This window comes from Caulobacter sp. UNC279MFTsu5.1 (genome assembly GCF_900114015.1).
Classification (GTDB): Bacteria; Pseudomonadota; Alphaproteobacteria; order Caulobacterales; family Caulobacteraceae; genus Caulobacter.
In genome coordinates this window covers 62629-82474 of sequence record NZ_FORN01000006.1, presented here as the reverse complement: position 1 = coordinate 82474, position 19846 = coordinate 62629, and the positions used below count along the sequence as shown (strand labels likewise).

Sequence of the window (19846 nt, the reverse complement as noted above, 5' to 3'; positions counted from 1 at the left end):
CGAAAACCGGGACCACGCTCGGCGACTGAATGTCGGCGTCAGCCGATCTTCAGCCGCACGAAGGCCATGCCGCCCGTCGGGCCGTCATAGCCCAGCGCCTCGGGCGCATCGAACGCGCTGGCCAGGCCGCCGAAGCCCAGCTTGACGGCGGCCGACAGCGGCACGTCGTAGATCGCGCCGACCGACAGCTTGCGCACGGTCGCTACGCCGCCGTGGTGGCCGGCCAGCTCGTCCTGCTCGACCTGCTCGGCCCGGGTGAAGACGGTCCATCGGTCGTCGGGCCGCACCGCCCCTTCGAACAGCCAGGCCTGTGGGGCGTCGCCGGGGATGCGGTCCTTGCGGGCCCAGGCCAGGGTGGCGCTGAGCGAGCCGTTGTCGCGGAATGGGCGGGCGTAAAGGGCGCTGAGCGAGGTGCGGGCCTCGTCGTCGTCGGGCTCCAGGGCCTCGGGGCTGTTGATCCGCGTCCAGCTGGCCTGCAGGGCCCAGTTCGGCGTCGGGTTCCACGAGAGGCGGGTCGCGACGCTGTCGAGGCGGCCGGTCTCGATGTCGTAGCGGCGCTGGTCCGGCTCGCGGCCGCGGAAGGCGCTGGCCTCGACCTTCCAGCTGGTGCGCGACAGGCCGGCGGTCACCACGCCGAAGGTGATGTGGGTCGAGTCGAACCAGTGGTGGGTGATCGGGGCCTCGGGACTGTCCATGGCCGCCTGGCGGTGCATGAAGGCCGGCGGGCCGAACGCCGGCTCGCCCGGCAGGCCGGCATAGAGATAGCCGTCGAAGCCGCCGCCCAGGCGCCGGCTGTAGCTGGCCGACAGCTCCATGAACAGGTCGTGCGGGTGCTGGCGGTCGACCAGCGGCGTTCGGCCGTCGGCCGTCTCGCCGGCGGCCAGCAGCAGCGGATAGCCGCGCCGGCCCATCAGCGGGTCGGGGCTGAGCATGGCCTTGAAGCCCAACACGCCGTCGCCGAGCGGTCTCTGGGCCATGCCCATCACCATGCCGGCGACGAAGGCCCTGTCGCCGCCGCGCGGGCCGCCCTGGCGGTCATAGACGCCGTTGAACAGGGCGTGGCCCATCAGCATCCAGCCGCCGTCGGTGTGGACCATGAGCCCGTCGCGCGGCGAGGCGTCGGGCTGCCAGCTGGTGCCGGAGGCGTCGCGGGTCATGCCATAGCCGCCGAGCGGGCTGTGCATGGGCGTGCTCATGTCCATGCCGGCGTCGTCGGCGTCGCCGGCCGGAGACGCCGCCGGCGGCGTTCCGGGCATGGCGCCCATGTCGTGGCCCGAATGGTCATGCTCTTGAGCCAGCACGGGCGTGGCCAGGCACAGGCTGGCGGCGAGGGTCGCGGTCGCCAGCAGGCGCGCGCGGAAAGTCTGGGTGGTCATCGGACCGACCTTTCTGAAGCGAGGGAATAATGATCCGCGCGGCGGCCGCGCGGAAGGCTTCAGGCGTGGGGTCTGGGAGGGCCGTGCTTGGGCGCGGGGCTCAGACCGTCGGCGGCCTGGCTGATCGGCGCAAAGGCGATGCGGACCACGGCGCCGGGCGCCAGCACCGGCGCGGCGTCGCGGACCGAGGCGGGCGGGCAGCCGGCGCAGCAGCTGAGCGGCATGGCGTCGGATCGGGACTTGTGGATCGGGGCCTTGTCGTGCGCCATGGCGCCCACGTCCGCCGCCGTCTCATGGCATGGGGGAACGATCTCGGCGTGGCAGGGCAGGGCGCGCAGCGGCCCGCCTGCGGCGAAGACCGCCGCCAGCAGGATCAGCATCAGGGTGCGAAGGCCGCGCATGGCGACATGGGTAGGGAGTCTGGGAGGAGGCGTCTAGCTTGGCCCAAGGGCGGACGTCGAATCCCTCTCTCAAAGAGAGAGGGATTCAGTGGGCTAGACCCCGCTCAGCTCCATCCCCGGCGCGTCGGGTTCGCGCGAGCCGCCGCCGTTCAGCGGGCGCTGCATCCAGACCAGGTCGACCCAGCGGCCGAACTTGTAACCCATGTCGGGGAAGACGCCCTTGCGTTCGAAGCCCAGGGCGGCGTGCAGGCCGATCGAGGCGGCGTTGCCGCTGTCGCCGATCACCGCGCACATCTGGCGCAGGCCCAGGGCCTGGCAGGCCTCGATCAGCGCCGACAGCAGGGCCTTGCCCACGCCCTTGCCGACGGCGTCCGGGCCGACATAGACGCTGTCCTCGACGGTGTAGCGATAGGCGGCCCTCAAGCGGAACGGACCGGCATAGGCGTAGCCCAGCACCACGCCGTCCTGCTCGGCGACCAGATAGGGCAGGCCCTTGTCGAGAAACGACGCGCGGCGGCGGCCCATCTCGGCCTGGTCCGGCGGGACCTCCTCGAAGGTGCCCAGGCCGTTGAGGACGTTCCAGCCGTAGATGGCGGTGATGACGGCCAGATCGGCGTCAGTTGAGGGCCGGATTTTCACGCTGCTCACGCCTTGCTCCATCCCTTCTCCACCGCCCACACGGCGAACGCATAGTCCAGGGCGATCTCCTTGAGGAAGTCGAACCGGCCCGAGGCGCCGCCGTGGCCGGCCTCCATGTTGATCTTGAGCAGAATCGGGGCGCCGCTGGTCGTGTGCTCGCGCAAGCGTGCGGTCCACTTCTCCGGCTCCCAATAGGTGACGCGCGGATCCGACAGGCCGCCGGTGGCCAGCACGGCCGGATAGGGCCTGGCGGTCACGTTGTCGTACGGCGAATAGCTGGCGATGTAGTCGTAGGCCGCCAGGTCCTCCAGCGGATTGCCCCATTCAGGCCATTCCGGCGGAGTCAGGGGCAGGGAGGTGTCGCTCATGGTGTTGAGCACGTCGACGAACGGCACCGCCCCGATGATCCCGGCCCACAGGTCGGGCCGCAGGTTGGTGATCGCCCCCATCAGCATCCCGCCGGCCGACCCGCCATAGGCCACGGTGCGGCCCTTGGCCCCATAGCCGGCCGCGTGCAGGTGTTCGGCGCAGGCGATGAAGTCGGTGAAGGTGTTCTTCTTCTTGAACTTCCGCCCGTCCAGGAACCAGCCGTAGCCCTTTTCCGACCCGCCACGGACGTGGGCCGTGGCCCAGATCCAGCCGCGATCCACCAGGCTGAGGTTGCGGATCGAGAACGACGGATCCATCGACATGCCGTAGCTGCCGTAGCCGTACAGCAGCAGCGGCGCCTGGCCATCCAGCTTGACGTCCTTCTTCATCAATACGGTGATCGGCACCTCTTGACCGTCTTCGGCCTTGGCGTAGAGGCGACGGGTCACGTAGGCCGCCGGATCGTGGCCGGACGGGATCTCCTGGGTCTTGCGCAGGGTCTTGGCGCCCGTGGCCATGTCGTAGTCGAACCACTGCCGGGGCGTGGTCGGCGACTGGTAGACATAGCGCATCACCGGGGTGTCGAATTCGTAGCCGCCCTCCAGGCTCAGCACATAGGCCTCCTCGTCGATGACGATCGGCTTCTCGGCCTTGCCGGCGCGGTTGGTGACGACGATGCGGGTGTTGGCGTTGACCCGCTCGACCCGGACCAGGTGGTCCTTGTAGGCGGCCAGGCCGGTGATGAAGCAACCGGGCTTGTGGGAGACGAAGTCCTTCCAGTGGGCGCGGCCGGGCGTGGCGACCGGGGCCTCGACCAGCTTGAAGTCGATGGCGTCGTCGGCGTTGGTCAGGATGACGAACCGGCCGTCCCAGTGCTCGACCGAATAGCGCAGACCCACGGTGCGCGGCTCGACCGCCTTGGGCGCGGCCGTCGGGTCGGCGGCCGGGATCAGCAGGGTCTCGGACGTCTCGTGGTCGCCGGCGCTGATGGTGATGAAGGCGTCCGAGCTGGTCGTACCCACGCTGACGAAGAAGCCGTCGTCGGGCTCGTCATAGACCAGCACGTCATCCTTCAGGCCGCCGCGGGCCGGGCGGCGGTAGATCTTGTCGGACCGGCCGTTGTCGTCGCGGTGGGTCCAGAACAGCCATTGCGAATCGGGCGACCAGGCGAAGTCGCCGGTGCTGCTCTCGACCGGCTCCTTCAGGATTTCGCCGGTGGCTAGGTCCTTGATATAGATGTGGTGCACCTCGGACCCTTGGGCGTCCTCGGCATAGGCCAGCAGTTTGTGGTCGGGGCTGTGGTCGGCGGCGCTGACTTGGCTGTAGGCCTTGCCCTGGGCCAGGGCGTCGCAGTCCAGCAGGATCTCCTCGCCCGTCGTCTGGCCCCGCGGCCGGCGGCAGAAGATCGGATGCTGGCCGCCGATGTTGAAGCGCGAATAGTACTCCCAGGGGCCGTCGGGGGCGGGGACGCTGGCGTCGTCCTCCTTGATGCGGCCCTTCATCTCCTCGAACATCGCCGCCTGCAGGGCCTCGGTCGAGGCGAGCATGGCCTTCACATAGGCGTTCTCGGCCGTCAGGTGGTCCTTGACCTCCGGCTTGATCAGGGTCGGGTCGCGCAGGACCTTCTGCCAATTGTCGTCCTTCATCCAGGCGTAGTCGTCGACCCGCACCCGGCCCAGCTGCTCGGTGCGCTTGGGAATCTTCTGGGCGACGGGCGGGGCGGGCTTCGAAGACTCGGACATTGCGCTCTCGGGCTGGAGGATCGACACCGACGTAATCACCGCCGCCGCGCTCGTCATCATTTTGCGCCGGTTCATGGTCAGATTTTCCCCCGCGATGCGTCAGAACGCCAACTTGTGCGCCCTGACAACGCTGGTCAAACTGACCCTCGCGTGCGGCGAATCGAGGGGCGTGAGGGCTTAGATGGCTTGGGACCTGTCGGTCGATCTGATCCAGGCTACCGTGCAGCTTGAACAGCCGCTCGGCGACGGATCGCGGACCGTCGGCACCGGCTTCCTGATCGAGAATCCCACGCCCGACGGCCGGCCGCGCACCATCCTGGTCACCGCCGCCCACGTCTTCGACAAGATGCCCTCGGCCTCGGCCAAGATCGGCTATCGCATCCAGAGCGCCGACGGCGTCTGGCGCTACGATCCCCACACCCTGAAGATCCGCGACGGCGACCACCCGCTGTGGGTCAAGCATCCCACCCGCGACGTCGCCGCCATCGAGGTTGAGGCCCCGCCGGAGTTCGCCAAGGCGGCGATCCCCCTGGCCTGGCTGGCCCAGGACGACACCTTCAACAAGTACAGCCTGGGTCCGGGCGACGAGATGATGGCCCTGGGCTTCCCGCGCGGCCTGTCGGCCAATCCGGCCGGCTTTCCGATCCTGCGGTCCGGACGCGTGGCGTCCTACCCGTTGGCGCCGGCCAGCGTGTTCCCGACCTTCCTGATGGACTTCTCGGTGTTCCCCGGCAATTCGGGCGGGCCGGTGTTCATGGCCCAGGGCGCGCGCCGCCGGCCCGGCTCGACCGAGAGCCAGGAGGTGCAGTTCGTGGCCGGGATGCTGACCCAGCAGGTCGAACTGTCGGGCGAGCGCCTGGAGATCGGCATCGTCACCCACGCCAAATATATCCGCGAGACCGTGGCCATGCTGGACAAGCTGGCGGGGCCGCCCCTGATCCAGGCCAGGCCCGCCAAGCCGGTCGAACCCGCCACCCAGGCGGCGACCCAGGCCGCCGCGGCGGTGTCGGCCACGGCGATCGCGGTCGCTCGGTAGGATAGCCGACACAGGAACCTCGCTCCGCGCCTCCCGTTTCCAAGGGGCGTTCAAGTCCAGCAGGAGCGAGCCATGAGCACCAATCGAGTCGAAGGCGCCGTCGACAAGGGCGTCGGCGCCGCCAAGGAAGCCGTCGGCAAGGTCACCGACAACGAACGCCTTGAAGCCGAGGGCAAGGCCCAGAAGGCCAAGGGCGACCTCCAGAACAAGGTCGGCCAGGCCCAGGACAAGATCGGCGACGCGATCAAGCACTAGGCTTGATCGGATCGACGTAGACTCAGGCCGTGGGAGCGATCCCGCGGCCTTTGTCGTTTCAGGCTTTCGAAGGCCAGGATGTCGGCGTTCAACCGCTCGATATGCGTGAACATCAGGCCGTGGGGCGCTCCCTCGTAGACGATCAGTCGCGCGCCGGGCACGAGCGCGGCGTAGCGCCGGCCGCTGGCCTCGAGCGGCGTGGAGGCGTCGCGGTCGCCTTGGATGACCAGGGTTGGGACGCGGAGGGTCTTGAGCTCGTCACGCAGATCCATGGCCGTGGCCGACCGGTTGCACTCGACCAGGGCTTTCATCGACGTCTCCAGCATCAGGCCGCGCACCCAGTCCTTCATTTCCGTCGAGGTGGTCGGGGTCAGGAACGGGCCGCTGTTCTCTTCCAGCCAGCGTGGGTAGTCGCGCAGCAGGACGTGCCGGCGGAATTGCTCGAAGATCGCCGGATCGACGCCGGCGGGATTGTCGGGGCGACGCGCGGGGCAGGGCCCCATCGGCGCCAGATACAGCACCTTGGCGACCCGCCGGTCGCCGTTCCGGCTCAGGTAGCGGGTGATCTCGCCGCCCGCCATCGAATGGCCGACTAGCACGACGTCCTTCAGGTCCAGCGTATCCAGCACCGCCGCCAGGTCGTCGGCCAGGGTGTCGTAGTCGTAGCCGCGGCCCGGCGCATCCGAGCGACCGTGACCTCGGCGATCATAGGCGATGCAGCGCAGGCCCTGCTCGGACAGGGCGGCGGCCTGATAGGCCCAGGCCTCGGAGGGCAGGCCCCAGCCGGCCAGGAACACCACGGGCCGCCCCTCGCCCCAGTCACGATGAAACAGCCGCGTTCCGTCGCGGGCCACGATCGGGCTTCGCGCCGCCGCGACGGGCGCGGATGCGGGGCGCGGCGCGGCGGTCGATGGCGCCGCGGCGGCCAGGGCGGCGCCGAGGCTGGTCAGCAGGGTCATGGCCCGGCGGCTGGGCTGGTGGGCGAGGGCGGTCATGGCGATCTCCGGCGAGGCGCTCGTCGTTCGAGCCTCCTCAGGATCGGAGCCGCCGCGACGCCGGTCGATTACGCGGGAGGTAATGGCGAAGGCGCGGCCTTGGTCCTAGCCTGCCGTCATGACCACCACCGTTCCCACCTTCGGCGAGCGCCTGCGCGACTGGCGCCAGAAGCGGCGCCTGAGCCAGATGGACCTGGCGCTAGACGCCGAGATCTCGACCCGCCACCTGTCGTTCCTGGAGACCGGCCGCGCCGCGCCCAGCCGCGACATGGTGCTGCGCCTGGCCGAGCGGCTGGAGGCGCCGCTGCGTGAGCGCAACGGTCTGCTGCTGGCGGCCGGCTTCGCCCCGATGTTCCCCGAACGGTCGTTCGACGACCCCGGCCTGGCGGCGATGCGGACGGCGGTTGAAGCCGTGCTGCACGCCCACATGCCGTTCCCGGCCCTGGCCATCGACCGCCGCTGGATCCTGCTGACCAGCAACGCCGCCCTGGCGCCGTTGCTGGAGGGCGTCTCGCCCGAGTTGCTGGAGGGGTCGGTCAACGTTCTGCGGGTCAGTCTGCACCCCAAGGGCGTCGCGCCACGGATCGCCAACCTGGCCGAATGGCGCGGCCACATCCTGTCGCGGCTGCGCCGACAACTGGCCGAGAGCGGCGACGCCGAGTTGGCCGACCTGATCCGGGAACTGGCCGGCTATCCCGGCGGCGAGGCTCCCCCGAGGGCCGGCGAGGGGGCGATCGCCGCGCCCCTGCGGCTGAAGACGGCGACGGGCGAGCTGTCGTTCCTGAGCGCCACCATGACTTTCGGCGCGCCACTGGACGTGACGGTGGCCGAGCTGGCCATCGAGACCTTCCTGCCCGCCGATCCCGCCACGGCCGCCGCCTTGCGGACCATGGCGGGCGTCTGAAAGTTAGCCGTAGAGGATCGCGATCGTCTCCGCCACGCAGGCGGGCCGTTCCTCGCCCTCGATCTCGATGGTGCATTCGTTCTTCATCTGCAGGCCGCCGGCCTTGGGCTCGACGCTCAGCAGCTTCTGGCGCAGGCGCACCTTCTTGCCGACCCGGACCATGCCGGTGAACCGCACCTTGTCGCAGCCGTAGTTGATGCCGCGCGTCACGCCGGTGACGCGCAGGACGTCCGCGCCCAGCATCGGGATCAGCGACAGGGTGAGGAAGCCGTGGGCGATCGGGCCGCCGATCTCGCGGGTGGCGCGCTCGACGTCGACATGGATCCACTGGTGGTCGCCGGTCGCCTCGGCGAACTGGTTGACCCGCTCCTGGCTGATCTCGACCCAGTCTGAGACCCCGATCTCCTGGCCGACCAGGCTGGCGACGTCGGCGTAGGCGACTTCCTTCATGGCGTTTTCGCTCCCAAACATTTGTTTGGATAGTGGCCAGCCGCTACGCCCGCGGTCAAGCCGCGAAGGTCGGCGTAGGGAAGCCTGGCGCCTTTCCTGTCCCGCAGGGGGAGGAAAGGCGTTTCAGGTCGCTGAGGCGCAGGTGTCCGCGAGGCGCGCTTCGAACTCGGCCCTGTCCAGCACGAACCACACCGCCCGGCCCCGGTTCGACTCGCGGACGAAGTCGCGCAGGCTGGTGCTGGCCCCCGTCCAGGGCGTGACGTCGCCGACGAAGGCGACGCCCACCCGGTAGTTGGTGAACTTCTGGATCACCTCGCCGGCCATTCGGGTCTTCAGGTCGAGAAAGCCGGGGGCGAGCCGTTCCAGGGGAATGGCCAGCCAGGTCGCGTCGGCGGACCAGGCCTCGCTCAGGACGTCGTTGACCGAATGCTCGTCCAGCTTGGGGCCTTCGGCTTCGAAGACGAGCACCGGCGTGTCGTGGAGGGTTTCGAGGTGGGTCATGCTTTCCTTCAACACGGTCAGGTCGACAGCGCCGCTCGCGCCGTCTCTGGCAGCAGGCTGACCGCCTCATCCAGCAGCTTGCGCCACGCCTCGCCGCGACCGTGGGCTTCGGCATAGGCCTCGCGCAGAGCGAAGGGGTCGTCCTGGGCGAGGATATGGATCAGCTGCGTGGCCTGGACCCGGTCCTTGAGGCCCTTCTCCGGATTGACCTTGCGGTCGCGGCTGACGATCAGCTTGTGAACGGCGTAGCGCGCCGGAGCGGGGACGTTCACGAGGATTCCGCCACCATGCAGAACCGCGGTCTCGACCGGATCGCGCAGCAGGAAGTCCATATAGGGCAAGGGTGTGGCGTCGCTGCCCAGAGTGGGCAGGTAGGACGGCGCATCGCGCGGCGCGCCGCGATTGGTGGTCAAAATATCGACCCTATAGCGTTCGCCCAGCGCATAGCTGGGAGTTCGGGTCGGGTCGAAGACGTAGCTCACGGGCGTGAAACGCGGATCCAGGTCGCGCAGGATGTCGAGGATCGGCTTGCCAAGCGTATCGTCCAGGTTCGAGGCGACGCCGAAGTCCTGGGCGATGTCCAGGTCCATTGTCGCCAGGCTGGAGACGGACAGGCGCACGCCAAGATGCGCGGCGTAGGTCTGGAACGCCATCGTGCCGATCAGCACGGCTCGTAGGCGGAAGGCGCCGGCTTCGGCCAAGGCTTGGGTGATTTCTGCGCTCGTGCGCTCTGGGCGGGGCGCGCCCGAGGCCACGATCGCGGCTACGAGACGTCGACGGTCGTCCACGTCGGCGCGATGTTCGCCATGCCGGGCAATCCGCTCGCGCAGGGCTTCGTTGTCGGGTCCGACATAGACCTGCCGCCGGCTTTGGGCGCCGCCGGTCGGCATCTGGACGTACCAGTAGAGCCTGTCCTTCACGGTCTTGGAGACGAAGGTTGCGCCGGCCGGATATTCGCCAAGCCGCGCTAGTCGCAGCCGCTCCATCAGCTCGGCGTAGCTGGTGTGCGCGGAAAGGGGCAGCCGCTCGATCATCGGGTGAAGTTATACGCAAACTGAAAATCTGCGTATAACTTTTGCGTATAAACCCTGATGGAACGGCTTCGTCAGAAGGCGGCCGCTCGGTCGCCCTCATCCTGAGCCTGTCGAAGAACCAGGGCGTGGCCGGGCGGGTTGCGGGGTGTTCATACGCATGTTTGAATGTGGCCGAACCGGAAGGAAACACCATGGCCGCGCCCAGCTTCGAGACCCTGCTCTACGCCGTCGAGGACGGGATCGCGACCATCACCCTGAATCGCCCGGACAAGCTGAACGCCTTCACCGCCCGGATGATGAAGGAGCTGATCCAGGTCTTCGACCTGACCGACGCCGACGACGCCGTGCGGGTGGTGATCGTCACCGGCGCGGGCCGGGCTTTCTGCGCGGGGGCGGACCTGTCGGGCGGAGGGGCCACCTTCGACCGCACCAGTCCCCAGGCCCTGGAGCGGGAGGAGGGCAAGGTCGGCGACATCTATCGCGACGGCGGCGGCCGGGTGGTGCTGCGGATGTACGAAAGCCTCAAGCCGATCATCGCCGCCGTCAACGGCGCGGCGGTCGGGGTGGGGGTGACCATGCAATTGCCGATGGACATCCGCCTGGCCTCGACCGACGCCAGGTTCGGCTTCGTGTTCGCCCGCCGGGGCATCACGCCGGAGGCCTGCTCGTCCTGGTTCCTGCCGCGGCTGGTGGGCATGCAGACGGCGCTGGAATGGTGCTTCACCGGCCGGGTCTTCGGCGCCCAGGAGGCCCTGGACCGGGGCCTGGTCCGCTCGCTGCACGCGCCGGAGGACCTGTTGCCCGCCGCCCGCGCCCTGGCCCGCGAGATCGCCGACAACACCGCCCCGGTCTCGGTGGCGTTGTCGCGCCAACTGCTATGGCGCATGGCCGGCGCCGACCACCCGATGGAGGCCCACAAGGCCGACAGCCGGGCCATCCAGTCGCGCGGCGCGGCCGGCGACGCCAAGGAGGGTGTCAGCGCGTTCCTGGAGAAGCGTCCGCCGGCCTATCCGGACAGAGTGTCGGCGGATCTGCCGGATATTTGGCCGGAGTGGGGCGAGCATCCGTTCCGGTAGGGGCGGCCTTGAACCCTCTCTCTTAGAGAGAGGGAGGGGCCCGCCGCCGAAGGCGGTGGGAGGGTGAGAGGTTACATCCTGTCCGAACGGAGCACGGTCAGGATATCGTCGGCGCCCCCGCCTGCATCGCTCAGGGCCCTTTCGTTGGGCAATCTCAGAACCACGTATCCGAACAGTTCCAGCGTCTGGGTGCGACGCTCGTCGCAGTCTTCGCGGCCTTCATGGGCGGCGCCGTCCAGCTCGACGATCAGCTTGCCCGCCTCGCAGACGAAGTCGGCGAAATAACGGTCGATCGCCACTTGGCGCAGGAACTTGAAGCCGCCCAGTCGGCGGTTACGGACGAACTTCCAGAAGGCCTTCTCGGCCAAGGTCTGGTTCTGGCGAAGGCGGCGGGCTTTGGCGGTCGCGTTCATGGGGACAGCTTGGTCCGCTCCCTGGGGACCGCGCAACCGAAGGAATGAGGGTTTTCGGTTGGCGGTGAAACCTCTCACCCTCCCACCGCTTCGCGGCGGGCCCCTCCCTCTCTCAAAGAGAGAGGGGTCCTTGTTCGGAACTTCCGCCCCGGGAACGTGTCCCCAATCGGATCCTCCTCGCATCCCTCCACAAACGCGCTATATCCCCGCCCATGGCTGAAGCTTTCAACGACAAGACCCTGACCGGCGACAAGGCCGCCCGCTACGCCGAGGTGGCCGACGAGATCGCCTCGGTGCTGGACGGCGAGACCAACCTGACGGCCCGCATGGCGACGGTGGCCTCGATGCTGGCCAGCAGCTTCGACCACTATTTCTGGACCGGCTTCTACGTGGTCGATCCCAAAAAGGAACGCGAGCTGGTGGTCGGACCCTACCAGGGCACGCTGGGCTGCCTGCGCATCGCCTTCGGACGCGGCGTCTGCGGGGCGGCGGCGGCTACCGGCCAGACCCAGCTGGTCGCGGACGTCCATGCCTTTCCGGGACACATCGCCTGCGACAGCCGCTCCCAAAGCGAGATCGTCGTGCCGGTGTTCGACGCCTCCGGGACGCTGCTGGCGGTGTTCGACGTCGATTCCGACCGGCCCGCCGCCTTCGACGCCATCGACCAGCGAGGCCTGGAGACGATCCTGAAGGCCACGTTCGCCTGACCACATTCGCCTGAGGCGCGTATCGGCGCCGATGCAGGTGGCCCGGGGGTTGCAGTCCTGGTCCTCATCAATCCCTAACCGGATCGGATTAGGACACATGGCGATGCTGGAAATCGAGACCCTCCACCCGCGGGACCTGGCCGAGGCCGACCTGGGGACCTGGCGCGACATGGCGGCGGCCGAACCGGCCTTCCGCAGCCCCTTGCTGGGCCCGGACTTCGCGCGCGCCGTCGGGGCCGTGCGCGACGACGCCCGGGTGGCGGTGATCCGCCGCCGGGGCGAGACCCTGGGCTTCCTGCCGCACCACCGCCGTCCGGGGGGCATGGCCCGGGCCATCGGCTCGCCGCTGTCGGACTATCACGGCCTGGTCTCGCGCCCGGACGCCGGCCTGACCGCCGCCACGGTGCTGCGCGCCGCCGACCTGACCGCCTATCGCTACACCGGCCTGGTCGACCCTCACGGCGTGTTCGGCCGGAACGAGACCAAGGCCGCTCACGTGATCGACCTGGCCGGGACCGACGCCGAGGCCTATCTGGAGGCCGTCCGCGCCGCCAGCCCCAAGAAGATCAAGAACTGGCGCCGGCTGGACAACAAGCTGGAACGCGAGATGGGCGCCGTCGCGCTGGTCGGCCCCGACCGCTCGCGCGCGGCCTTCGACCAGCTGATCGCCTGGAAGCGCGAACAGCTGGAGCGCACCGGCGTCCACGACTTCCTGCGCCCCGACTGGACCCGCGGCCTGCTGCAGGACCTGTTCCAGACGCAGACTGGTCCGTTCCAGGGGCTGATGATCAACCTCTACGCCGGCGGCCAGCTGGTGGCCGGCCATTTCGGCGTGCGGCTGGACGGGGTCTACCATCCGTGGATCGCCTCGACCAACCCGGCCTATGGCGAGTGGTCGCCGGGCCAGATCTTCTTCATGCGCGCCATCGCCGCCATGCCGGGCCTGGGCCTGCACCACTACGACCTCGGCCCCGGCCACGACCACTACAAGGGCGCCTACGCCCTCAGTCAGGTGCAGATCGGCGAGGGCACGGCGACGGCCGCGACCATGGCCGGCCGCGTCGCCCATTCGCTGGACGGGGTGATGGCCCTGGCCGGCTCGCGCGGCGCGGGCCCGGTCGGGCGGCTGACCCGCCGCATGGACGCCATCGCCAGCGTCGAGCTGACCATGGGCGGACGGATGCGCGGTCTGGTCGACGCCTTCGCTAACCAAGCGCAAAGGCGCGGCGGGTAAGCTCGGCCAAAGCCCGGAGTTCCCATGCGCGTCACGGTCATGATCCCCACCCAGAGGCGTCTCGACGGCCTGGCCGTCGCGGCGCGTTCGGTGTTGGCCCAGCTCGGCGTCGACTTCACAGTCCTGGAGCTGGTGGTCGTCGACAACGACCAGGTCCCGTCGGCCCGGGCGACCGTCGCCGACCTGGCCGACCAGGCGCCGTTTCCGGTCCACTACGTGCACGAGCCGCGTCCCGGCGTGGCCCACGCCCGCAACGCCGGCATGGCCAGGGCGTCCGGCGAGCTGATCGCCTTCCTCGACGACGACGAGGAGGCCCCGGCCGGCTGGCTGGCGGCGCTGCTGGCCGCCCAGGCGCGCTACGAGGCCGATGTGGTGTTCGGTCCGGTCCGGGCCCGCGCCCCGGCCAGCGTGACCCGGCATCGCGATTATCTGGAGCGCTTCTTCTCGCGCGAGGGCCCGGCGCAGGCGGGGATCATCGATCACTATTACGGCTGCGGCGACAGCCTGCTGCGCCGCGCCGCCTTGCCCGACCCGGTCGCGCCGTTCGCCGTCGAGCGCAACCACATCGGCGGCGAGGACGACATGCTGTTCGGCCACATGCGGGCCGGCGGGGCGCGGTTCGCCTGGGAGCCGGCGGCCTGGGTCTGGGAAGACCCCGTGCCCGACCGCCTGAGCCTGGACTACACGATCCGCCGCGCCTTCGCCTACGGCCAGGGGCCTTCGGCCCACTGCGCCGCCGCCAGCCCGCCCGACCGCCTGGGCGTCGCCCGCTGGATGGCCGTCGGGGTGGTCCAGAGCGCGCTGTTCGGCCTAGTGGCCGGCTTCAAGTGGCTGACCCGGGCCGGCGACCGGGCCGACTGGCTGGACCGCGCCGCCCGCGGCCTGGGCAAGACCCTGTGGTGGGGGCCGTTCAAGATCCACTTCTACGGAAGGACCGCCTCGTGAGCATCATCAGCGACTGGACCGACGACAAGGCCAAGGCCTTCGGCCGCGAGAACCTGATCTTCCAGCACGGCCTGCACCAGCGGCCGATGTTCGATGACGAGGGCCTGGCCCGCCTGCTGGACCAGTATCCGCGCGACCAGTTGGGCGTGTTCACCATGGGCGAGGACCCCAAGGCCTGGACCACCTGGCGCAAGGGCGCGGCGGGGAACCTGACCGGCGACCAGTTGCTGGAGGCCGCCCAGGCCGGCCGCATCTGGCTGAACCTGCGCAAGACCAACGACTTCGTGCCGGACTACGCCGCCCTCTGCGACGAGATCTTCGCCGAGAAGGAGGCCCGCGTCCCGGGCCTGAAGACCTTCAAGCGCGACCTGGGCATGCTGATCAGCAGCGCCAACGCCCAGGTCTTCTATCACCTGGACGTGCCGCTGGTGTCGTTGTGGCAGGTCCGCGGTCAGAAGAAGGTCTGGGTCTATCCGGTCGCCGATCCCTATGTGGGCGAGCTGGCGCTGGAGAGGATCGTGCTCAAGGAGACCGCCGAGCAGTTCGCCTTCGACCCGGCCTGGGACGCGGGCGCGCAAGCCTACGACCTGACGCCCGGGACCATGGTCACCTGGCAGCAGAACGCCCCGCACCGGATCGAGAACGGCCCGATGCTGAACGTCTCGATCTCGATCGAATTCATGACCCCGCCGGCCCTGATGCGGGCCAACGTCATCTACGCCAACGGCGTGCTGCGCCGGCGGCTGGGCGCCCGGCCCCGCGTGCAAAACGGCTTCGGCCCCACGGCCCTGGGCAAGCTGGCCGTGGCGCGCGGCGCCAAGGCCCTGAACCTGCAGACCCCGCACGTGCGCCACCTGCCGGTGACCTTCGGCCTGGACGCCCAGCGGCCGGGCGTGCTGGTCGAGCGGGTCTAGATCTGCACGCTGGGCGCGCGCCGTCCGTCGTGGTCCGTTCCCTCCAAACGGAGGGACCCATGCGTAGGATCTTGCTGCTGGCGGCCCTGGCGGCGGCCATTCCCGCCCTGGCGCGGGCCGACCAGGCGATCCGGCCCGCCGCCCGCGTCCAGACCGGCGCGGCGGCAAAGGCGTCCAAACCTAGGCCTGGCCCGACCAGCGACCTGCCGTCGGGACCCAAGGCCGTGGTCGGGACGTGGGTTATGGCCCATGACGGCGAAGGCGCGGCGATTTGCAGGCTGCGCTTGGACGCCCCGGGCGTGATCGGCGGCTTCAGGCTGGTTGCGCCCAAGGCCTGCAAGGCCGTGCTGGACCGCTGGGACGAACTCTACGCCTGGTATGTCGCCGCCGACGGCGATCTGGTCATGGCCAATGTCACCCGCGAGACGGTGCTGCGCTTCCACAAGCTCGGCCACGACGATTGGGCGACCGGCGACGACGAGGATCGGCTGCTGCTCGAACGGGCCAGCAAGGTGGGGACCACCCGGTAAGGATCAAGACCGGCCGTCATCCCAGGCGAGGCATGGCCATGGCCCCGGGACCGATCTGAAAGGCGACGCTCAGGTGTCGGACGCGGATCCTCGGGCCGCGCGCTCACCCCGGGATGGCGGGCTTTTGGTGCGAGACACGATGGGCTGCGGGGCGGCTGGAGAGGACGCGACGACAATCCCCGCCCGTTCGGTGACCGTTTCCACCACCGGGCCCCAACCTCGCGTCAGTCTCACGACGCGGGGTCCATCGCCAACAGACCGCTGGCGATGCTCCGAATGACGCGAAGCGAGGGCTTGGATCGCAGGACAAGACCGCTCATCGGGAAGTCTCCTTCGGGGTTGTTCGAAGGACGATCGCGACGGCGGTTCTCCGACACTGGATCGTCAGGTTTCTGAGATCTTGGTCCTGGCCGCCTTGGTCAGGGCCCGCAGCGCGTCCTTGCCCACCCAGCGCGGGGCGGCGTCGGGCGAGGCGGCCAGGCGGCGGGCGGTCTCGATCGCGGCGGCCTTCAGGGCGGGGCTCTCGCGCAGCCCGATCGCCCGCAGCGCCCAGTTCACCGCCTTCTTGACGAAGTTGCGGTCGTCCGTCGCGGCGCGCTCGATCAGGACCAGCCCGTCGAGGAACGGCCGGTCCTCGGCGCGCTTGTCGTGCAGGGCCAGGCAGGCCAGCAGGGCGAAGGCGGCCCGCCGGCCGAACTCGTCGTTCAGCCCGGCCCAGGCCTTGATCCGGGTCCAGGCGTGGGGCGAGCGGTCGAACAGCTTGAAGCAGGCGGTGTCGACGATCGCCCAATTATCGAATCCGGCGCGCCAGGCGTCCATCTGCTCCGGCGTCACCCGGGCCGGATCGTCGACCAGGCAGGCCAGCATCCGGGCCTCGTAGACGCCGGTCGCCCACAGGGCGGCGGCCAGGTCGTGGTCGCGGCCAAGGCGCTTGGCCAGCGTCTGGAGATTGGCCATCGACACGCCCAGGGCGCCGGGCGCGACGATGCCGAACCGGTCCAGATTGGCCAGGTCGTGGCCGGTGGCGGCCGAGCGCAGGGCGGCCATGGCGTCGGCGAGGCGGTCTTGCATGCCTGCTCCTCTTGAGCCGCTCCTCTCGCCGCACGGCTTCCGATCTATAGACGAAGCTGCCGTCAAGCCCCGCCAAAATGTCGCGGCGCCGGTATGGTTAATGAGGCGTTAGGACTCAGTCGCCATTTCTCGAAGACGGCCGAGCTGGGCTGTGGAGATTCGTAGATGAGCGGGTTCAATCGGCTGCCTCTCGGCTGGAGGCTGATCGTCGTCCTTGGCCTGCTGGCGGGCCTGGGCCAGCTGGGCTGGGCGGCGTTCGGCGGGCCGGGCCTGGTCTCGCCGTTCAGCATGGCCGGCATGGCCACCCTGGTGGCGACCCTGGTCATCGGTCTCTTGGCTTGGAACGACGCCACGCGCCGCGCCCTGGACGGCCTGGCCCGCTCGGTCGACGCCCTTGGCGCGGGCCAGTACGACCGGTCGCTGACCTCGCCCGATACCGACGACGAGCAGGTCCGGAGCCTGGCCAAGGGCCTGGACGGCGTCCAGCGCCGGCTGGCCGGCGACCAGGCGGCCCGCGCCGCCGAGGACGCCGAGCGCGCCGTCGCCGACGCCGAGCAGCGCCGTCACCTGCAGGAGGTCGAGACCTACGCCCGCGCCCAGCTGACCGCGGTCAACGCCCTGGGGCAGGGGGTCGAGAAGCTGGTCGAGGGCGACCTGATCTCGCGCCTGCGCGAGGACGCCTTCCCGATCGAGGCCCGCAAGATCCCCAGCGACTTCAACGCCGCCGTCGACAACCTGCAGCAGACGCTGGCCGGCATCCTGGGCGCGGCGCGCGGCATCCGCGCCGGTTGCGGCGACATCTGCGCCGCCGCCGACGACCTAGCCCAGCGCACCGAGCGCCAGTCGGCCGGCCTGGAGCGGACCGCCGCCGCCCTCGACCAGATCACCGCCACGGTGAAGACCAGCTCCGACAACGCCGAGAAGGCGCGGGGCGTGACCCAGAGCGCCAAGTCCAACGCCGAGAAGAGCGGCCAGGTGGTGCGCGAGGCCGTCGAGGCCATGGGCGGCATCGAGAAATCCGCGCAGTCGATCACCCAGATCATCGGCGTGATCGACGAGATCGCCTTCCAGACCAACCTGCTGGCCCTGAACGCCGGGGTCGAGGCCGCCCGGGCCGGCGACGCCGGCCGCGGCTTCGCGGTGGTGGCCCAGGAGGTGCGAGCCCTGGCCCAACGTTCGGCCGACGCCGCCAAGGAGATCAAGGGCCTGATCCGCGCCTCCAGCGAACAGGTCGACAAGGGCGTCAAGCTGGTCGGAGAGACCGGCCAGACCCTGGAACAGATCCTGGGCCAGGTGATCGAGATCAACGACCTGGTCGGCGAGATCGCCGCCTCGTCCAAGGCCCAGGCCGGGGGGCTGGCCGAGGTCAACGCCGCGGTCAACCAGATGGGCCAGGTGATCCACCAGAACGGGGCCATGGTCGAGCAGTCGGCCGCCGGCGCCCGCGCTCTGGCCGCCGAAGCCGAGGATCTGGAGCGCCTGCTGGGCGGCTTCCAGGTCGGCGCCCAGATCCACGAATACCGTCCGCGCCAGGAAGCGAGTCGCGAGACCCCGGCCGCCCCGCGCCGCGACGCCTTCCGGGAACGCTACGTGCAGGGCGCCAATGCGTTGAAGATCGAACCGCGCTCGCGGCCCGGCGAATGGCGCTGACGCTCCGTCTTGTGGCGGAGCCGGGCGAAGCGGCGCACAGTCCTTGTTCCGCGCCGCTCATCCGACGTTAAGGGCGTTGCGGTCTAGGCTAGAGCATTTTCGAGCGAAGTGGATGCCGGTTCGCGTGAAGAAAATGCGTTGAAACAGAGATCTGGAGCGCCGGCCTGATGCAATCAGGTCGGCGCTCCAGAGTGCGACGGGTTTCCGTCAGGACGACCATGAACGATTTCGCCGCGCCCTTCGCCAGTCCCCAGCCCGAACCGGCCGCCACGCCGCGTTCGCGCGCCGCCCTGCTCAAGCGGCTGGCCGACGTGGTCTGCCTGCCGGCCAGCCGCATCAACGCCTTCGAGCGGGCGATGACCGCCGACCTGCTGGTCGAGATGCTGCGCGACGCGGTGGTGGGCGAGCGCGAGAAGGTGGCCCGGCGCCTGGCCAACCTGACCGAGATGCCCGGGGTGCTGGTGCGCCTGCTGCTGCGCGACGAACTGCCCGTGGCTCGCGCCCTGCTGGAGCACTCGCCGAACCTCAGCGACGCCGACCTGATCAACTGCCTCTACCACAGCACCCAGGACCATCGCCGCCTGATCGCCCAGCGTCGCGGCGTCAGCGAGGTGGTGGCCGACGCCCTGGTCGACATGGACGAGACGGCGGTCATCGAGACGTTGCTGAAGAACGACCTGGTGCGGTTCAGTCACCAGGGGCTGGAGAACATCGTCGCCTCCTCGCGGGACAATCCCCAGCTGATTCCCCTGCTGCTCAAGCGCGCCGAGCTGCGGCCCAGCCACGCCTATGTGATGTTCTGGTGGTCGGACGCCGAGGCGCGGCGCACGATCCTGCAGCGCTTCGCCGTGTCGCGCGAGATCCTGCAGGACGCTGTCGGCGACGTGTTTCCCCTGGCCTCGGCCGAGGGCTGGCAGGATCCGCTGTCGCGCAAGGCGTTGCAGTTCATTGAACGGCGTCAGCGAAATCGCGCCGCCATCGCCAAGAGCCCCTACGACAGCCTCGAGGACGCCATCGCCGCGGCCCAGAACGGCATGACCCGCGAGACGGCCGAGGAGATCTCGTACCTGTCGGGCCTGAAGCCGATGACCGGGGCCAAGATCTTCACCGATCCGGGCGGCGAGCCGCTGGCGATCCTGTGCAAGGCCACCGGCCTGCCGCGGGGCGCCGTGCGGGCCTTGTGGCGCGGGCTCCGCCGGCCCGAGACCGACGCCTCGGGCGCGCCGGCGCCCGGCCTGGAGCGCGTGCTGACCGCCTTCGACACCATCGCCGTCGACCGCGCCCAGACCATGCTGCGCTACTGGAACTGGTCGCTGTCCTCGGCCATGACCCCGGCCCTGCTGAAGGCCATCCGCGAGGGCGACGAGGCGGCGGTGGACGAGTATTCGGTGCCGCAGCGCGCCGCCATGCTGGCGCTTTCGCGCGATTTCGCACGCTAGTCGACCGCAGTCGTTGAATGTGTTCGACGAAGACTGCCCGGCTGTGTGGGAGCTAAAACAGAGATTTCTATCAACTGAAGGCTGTATGGCGGCATGGTCAGGCCAGTCCATCGGCTACCTTGAATGGTAGATACCCGCACGTCTATGTTTGCGAGCATGTAATAA

General features: G+C 69.5%; 20 protein-coding genes and 1 pseudogene. 11 read left to right on the top strand and 10 right to left on the bottom strand.

Going from position 1 to position 19846, the window contains the following annotated elements:
- Positions 1 to 38: 38 nt before the first annotated feature.
- From BM066_RS05055 to BM066_RS05040, 4 genes are all read right to left on the bottom strand, one after another.
- Positions 39 to 1376: a hypothetical protein gene (locus BM066_RS05055; protein ID WP_089924787.1), complete on the bottom strand. Its 1338-nt coding sequence runs from the start codon at positions 1374 to 1376 to the stop codon at positions 39 to 41.
- Positions 1377 to 1435: 59 nt separating this feature from the next.
- The gene (locus BM066_RS05050; protein ID WP_089924784.1) at positions 1436 to 1777 is read right to left on the bottom strand and encodes a hypothetical protein; all 342 of its coding nucleotides are present in this window, start codon (positions 1775 to 1777) and stop codon (positions 1436 to 1438) included.
- Between the two features lie 93 nt (positions 1778 to 1870).
- Positions 1871 to 2425: a GNAT family N-acetyltransferase gene (locus BM066_RS05045; protein WP_255367477.1), complete on the bottom strand. Its 555-nt coding sequence runs from the start codon at positions 2423 to 2425 to the stop codon at positions 1871 to 1873.
- Positions 2422 to 4527, bottom strand: a complete 2106-nt coding sequence (locus BM066_RS05040; RefSeq protein ID WP_369823225.1) for a S9 family peptidase — start codon at positions 4525 to 4527, stop codon at positions 2422 to 2424. Before BM066_RS05040 ends, BM066_RS05045 begins: the two co-directional genes overlap by 4 nt.
- A gap of 181 nt (positions 4528 to 4708) precedes the next feature.
- Here BM066_RS05040 and BM066_RS05035 point away from each other — a divergent pair, with 181 nt between their 5' ends.
- Together BM066_RS05035 and BM066_RS05030 are read left to right on the top strand one after the other, a co-directional pair.
- Positions 4709 to 5563 carry a trypsin-like serine peptidase gene (locus BM066_RS05035; protein WP_089924775.1) on the top strand — a complete coding sequence of 285 codons (855 nt, stop codon included), beginning with the start codon at positions 4709 to 4711 and terminating at the stop codon, positions 5561 to 5563.
- Positions 5564 to 5635: 72 nt separating this feature from the next.
- Positions 5636 to 5838 (top strand): annotated as a pseudogene (locus tag BM066_RS05030) (CsbD family protein).
- On the opposite strand, the gene BM066_RS05025 reads toward BM066_RS05030, so the two are convergent.
- Positions 5815 to 6813 (bottom strand): alpha/beta fold hydrolase, encoded by a 999-nt coding sequence (locus tag BM066_RS05025; RefSeq protein WP_218150895.1) that lies wholly within the window; start codon positions 6811 to 6813, stop codon positions 5815 to 5817. The pseudogene BM066_RS05030 and the gene BM066_RS05025 overlap by 24 nt on opposite strands.
- A gap of 118 nt (positions 6814 to 6931) precedes the next feature.
- Between BM066_RS05025 and BM066_RS05020 the strand changes: the two genes are divergently transcribed.
- A complete protein-coding gene (locus BM066_RS05020; RefSeq protein ID WP_089924769.1) occupies positions 6932 to 7717 on the top strand; it encodes a helix-turn-helix domain-containing protein in 786 nt (261 codons plus the stop codon).
- Between the two features lie 3 nt (positions 7718 to 7720).
- Here the strand turns inward: BM066_RS05020 and BM066_RS05015 are convergent, their stop codons facing one another.
- The 3 genes from BM066_RS05015 to BM066_RS05005 form a co-directional block, all read right to left on the bottom strand.
- Positions 7721 to 8167, bottom strand: a complete 447-nt coding sequence (locus tag BM066_RS05015) for a MaoC family dehydratase (protein ID WP_089924766.1) — start codon at positions 8165 to 8167, stop codon at positions 7721 to 7723.
- A 123-nt stretch (positions 8168 to 8290) separates the two neighbouring features.
- Positions 8291 to 8668, bottom strand: coding sequence for a DUF4180 domain-containing protein (locus BM066_RS05010; RefSeq protein ID WP_089924763.1), 378 nt, complete (start codon positions 8666 to 8668; stop codon positions 8291 to 8293).
- A gap of 17 nt (positions 8669 to 8685) precedes the next feature.
- Entirely contained in the window at positions 8686 to 9702 is a 1017-nt protein-coding gene (locus BM066_RS05005; protein WP_089924759.1) for a nucleotidyltransferase family protein, read from the bottom strand.
- Positions 9703 to 9893: 191 nt separating this feature from the next.
- On the opposite strand from BM066_RS05005, the gene BM066_RS05000 reads away from it, so the two are divergent.
- The gene (locus BM066_RS05000; protein ID WP_089924756.1) at positions 9894 to 10778 is read left to right on the top strand and encodes a crotonase/enoyl-CoA hydratase family protein; all 885 of its coding nucleotides are present in this window, start codon (positions 9894 to 9896) and stop codon (positions 10776 to 10778) included.
- A gap of 71 nt (positions 10779 to 10849) precedes the next feature.
- Here BM066_RS05000 and BM066_RS04995 read toward each other — a convergent pair whose 3' ends face one another.
- On the bottom strand, positions 10850 to 11191 hold the full coding sequence (locus tag BM066_RS04995) for a DUF559 domain-containing protein (RefSeq protein ID WP_089924753.1): 342 nt from the start codon (positions 11189 to 11191) through the stop codon (positions 10850 to 10852).
- Between the two features lie 212 nt (positions 11192 to 11403).
- On the opposite strand from BM066_RS04995, the gene BM066_RS04990 reads away from it, so the two are divergent.
- From BM066_RS04990 to BM066_RS04970, 5 genes are all read left to right on the top strand, one after another.
- Positions 11404 to 11898, top strand: coding sequence for a GAF domain-containing protein (locus tag BM066_RS04990; RefSeq protein WP_089924750.1), 495 nt, complete (start codon positions 11404 to 11406; stop codon positions 11896 to 11898).
- A 103-nt stretch (positions 11899 to 12001) separates the two neighbouring features.
- Positions 12002 to 13132 carry a GNAT family N-acetyltransferase gene (locus BM066_RS04985; RefSeq protein ID WP_089924748.1) on the top strand — a complete coding sequence of 377 codons (1131 nt, stop codon included), beginning with the start codon at positions 12002 to 12004 and terminating at the stop codon, positions 13130 to 13132.
- Between the two features lie 24 nt (positions 13133 to 13156).
- Entirely contained in the window at positions 13157 to 14077 is a 921-nt protein-coding gene (locus BM066_RS04980; protein WP_089924746.1) for a glycosyltransferase family 2 protein, read from the top strand.
- Positions 13960 to 14991 (top strand): hypothetical protein, encoded by a 1032-nt coding sequence (locus BM066_RS04975; RefSeq protein ID WP_177218380.1) that lies wholly within the window; start codon positions 13960 to 13962, stop codon positions 14989 to 14991. Before BM066_RS04980 ends, BM066_RS04975 begins: the two co-directional genes overlap by 118 nt.
- A gap of 59 nt (positions 14992 to 15050) precedes the next feature.
- Entirely contained in the window at positions 15051 to 15521 is a 471-nt protein-coding gene (locus BM066_RS04970; protein ID WP_143093653.1) for an AprI/Inh family metalloprotease inhibitor, read from the top strand.
- A gap of 384 nt (positions 15522 to 15905) precedes the next feature.
- Here the strand turns inward: BM066_RS04970 and BM066_RS04965 are convergent, their stop codons facing one another.
- Positions 15906 to 16592 carry a DNA alkylation repair protein gene (locus BM066_RS04965; RefSeq protein ID WP_255367476.1) on the bottom strand — a complete coding sequence of 229 codons (687 nt, stop codon included), beginning with the start codon at positions 16590 to 16592 and terminating at the stop codon, positions 15906 to 15908.
- A 165-nt stretch (positions 16593 to 16757) separates the two neighbouring features.
- Between BM066_RS04965 and BM066_RS04960 the strand changes: the two genes are divergently transcribed.
- Both BM066_RS04960 and BM066_RS04955 read left to right on the top strand, forming a co-directional pair.
- Positions 16758 to 18242: a methyl-accepting chemotaxis protein gene (locus tag BM066_RS04960; RefSeq protein ID WP_089924739.1), complete on the top strand. Its 1485-nt coding sequence runs from the start codon at positions 16758 to 16760 to the stop codon at positions 18240 to 18242.
- Positions 18243 to 18460: 218 nt separating this feature from the next.
- Positions 18461 to 19681 (top strand): DUF2336 domain-containing protein, encoded by a 1221-nt coding sequence (locus BM066_RS04955; protein WP_089924736.1) that lies wholly within the window; start codon positions 18461 to 18463, stop codon positions 19679 to 19681.
- The last annotated feature ends 165 nt before the right edge of the window (positions 19682 to 19846 follow it).

Excerpts from the sequence above, each read along its gene's own strand:
- BM066_RS05015 (WP_089924766.1), bottom strand. The coding sequence starts at position 8,167 with ATGAAGGAAGTCGCCTACGCCGACGTCGCCAGCCTGGTCGGCCAGGAG.
- BM066_RS04960 (WP_089924739.1), top strand. The coding sequence starts at position 16,758 with ATGAGCGGGTTCAATCGGCTGCCTCTCGGCTGGAGGCTGATCGTCGTC.
- BM066_RS05035 (WP_089924775.1), top strand. The coding sequence starts at position 4,709 with ATGGCTTGGGACCTGTCGGTCGATCTGATCCAGGCTACCGTGCAGCTT.
- BM066_RS05005 (WP_089924759.1), bottom strand. The coding sequence starts at position 9,702 with ATGATCGAGCGGCTGCCCCTTTCCGCGCACACCAGCTACGCCGAGCTG.
- BM066_RS05010 (WP_089924763.1), bottom strand. The coding sequence starts at position 8,668 with ATGACCCACCTCGAAACCCTCCACGACACGCCGGTGCTCGTCTTCGAA.
- BM066_RS04995 (WP_089924753.1), bottom strand. The coding sequence starts at position 11,191 with ATGAACGCGACCGCCAAAGCCCGCCGCCTTCGCCAGAACCAGACCTTG.
- BM066_RS04965 (WP_255367476.1), bottom strand. The coding sequence starts at position 16,592 with ATGCAAGACCGCCTCGCCGACGCCATGGCCGCCCTGCGCTCGGCCGCC.
- BM066_RS05000 (WP_089924756.1), top strand. The coding sequence starts at position 9,894 with ATGGCCGCGCCCAGCTTCGAGACCCTGCTCTACGCCGTCGAGGACGGG.
- BM066_RS04970 (WP_143093653.1), top strand. The coding sequence starts at position 15,051 with ATGCGTAGGATCTTGCTGCTGGCGGCCCTGGCGGCGGCCATTCCCGCC.
- BM066_RS04985 (WP_089924748.1), top strand. The coding sequence starts at position 12,002 with ATGCTGGAAATCGAGACCCTCCACCCGCGGGACCTGGCCGAGGCCGAC.
- BM066_RS05025 (WP_218150895.1), bottom strand. The coding sequence starts at position 6,813 with ATGACCGCCCTCGCCCACCAGCCCAGCCGCCGGGCCATGACCCTGCTG.
- BM066_RS05055 (WP_089924787.1), bottom strand. The coding sequence starts at position 1,376 with ATGACCACCCAGACTTTCCGCGCGCGCCTGCTGGCGACCGCGACCCTC.
- BM066_RS05040 (WP_369823225.1), bottom strand. The coding sequence starts at position 4,527 with ATGTCCGAGTCTTCGAAGCCCGCCCCGCCCGTCGCCCAGAAGATTCCC.
- BM066_RS04955 (WP_089924736.1), top strand. The coding sequence starts at position 18,461 with ATGAACGATTTCGCCGCGCCCTTCGCCAGTCCCCAGCCCGAACCGGCC.
- BM066_RS05050 (WP_089924784.1), bottom strand. The coding sequence starts at position 1,777 with ATGCGCGGCCTTCGCACCCTGATGCTGATCCTGCTGGCGGCGGTCTTC.
- BM066_RS04980 (WP_089924746.1), top strand. The coding sequence starts at position 13,157 with ATGCGCGTCACGGTCATGATCCCCACCCAGAGGCGTCTCGACGGCCTG.
- BM066_RS05020 (WP_089924769.1), top strand. The coding sequence starts at position 6,932 with ATGACCACCACCGTTCCCACCTTCGGCGAGCGCCTGCGCGACTGGCGC.
- BM066_RS04990 (WP_089924750.1), top strand. The coding sequence starts at position 11,404 with ATGGCTGAAGCTTTCAACGACAAGACCCTGACCGGCGACAAGGCCGCC.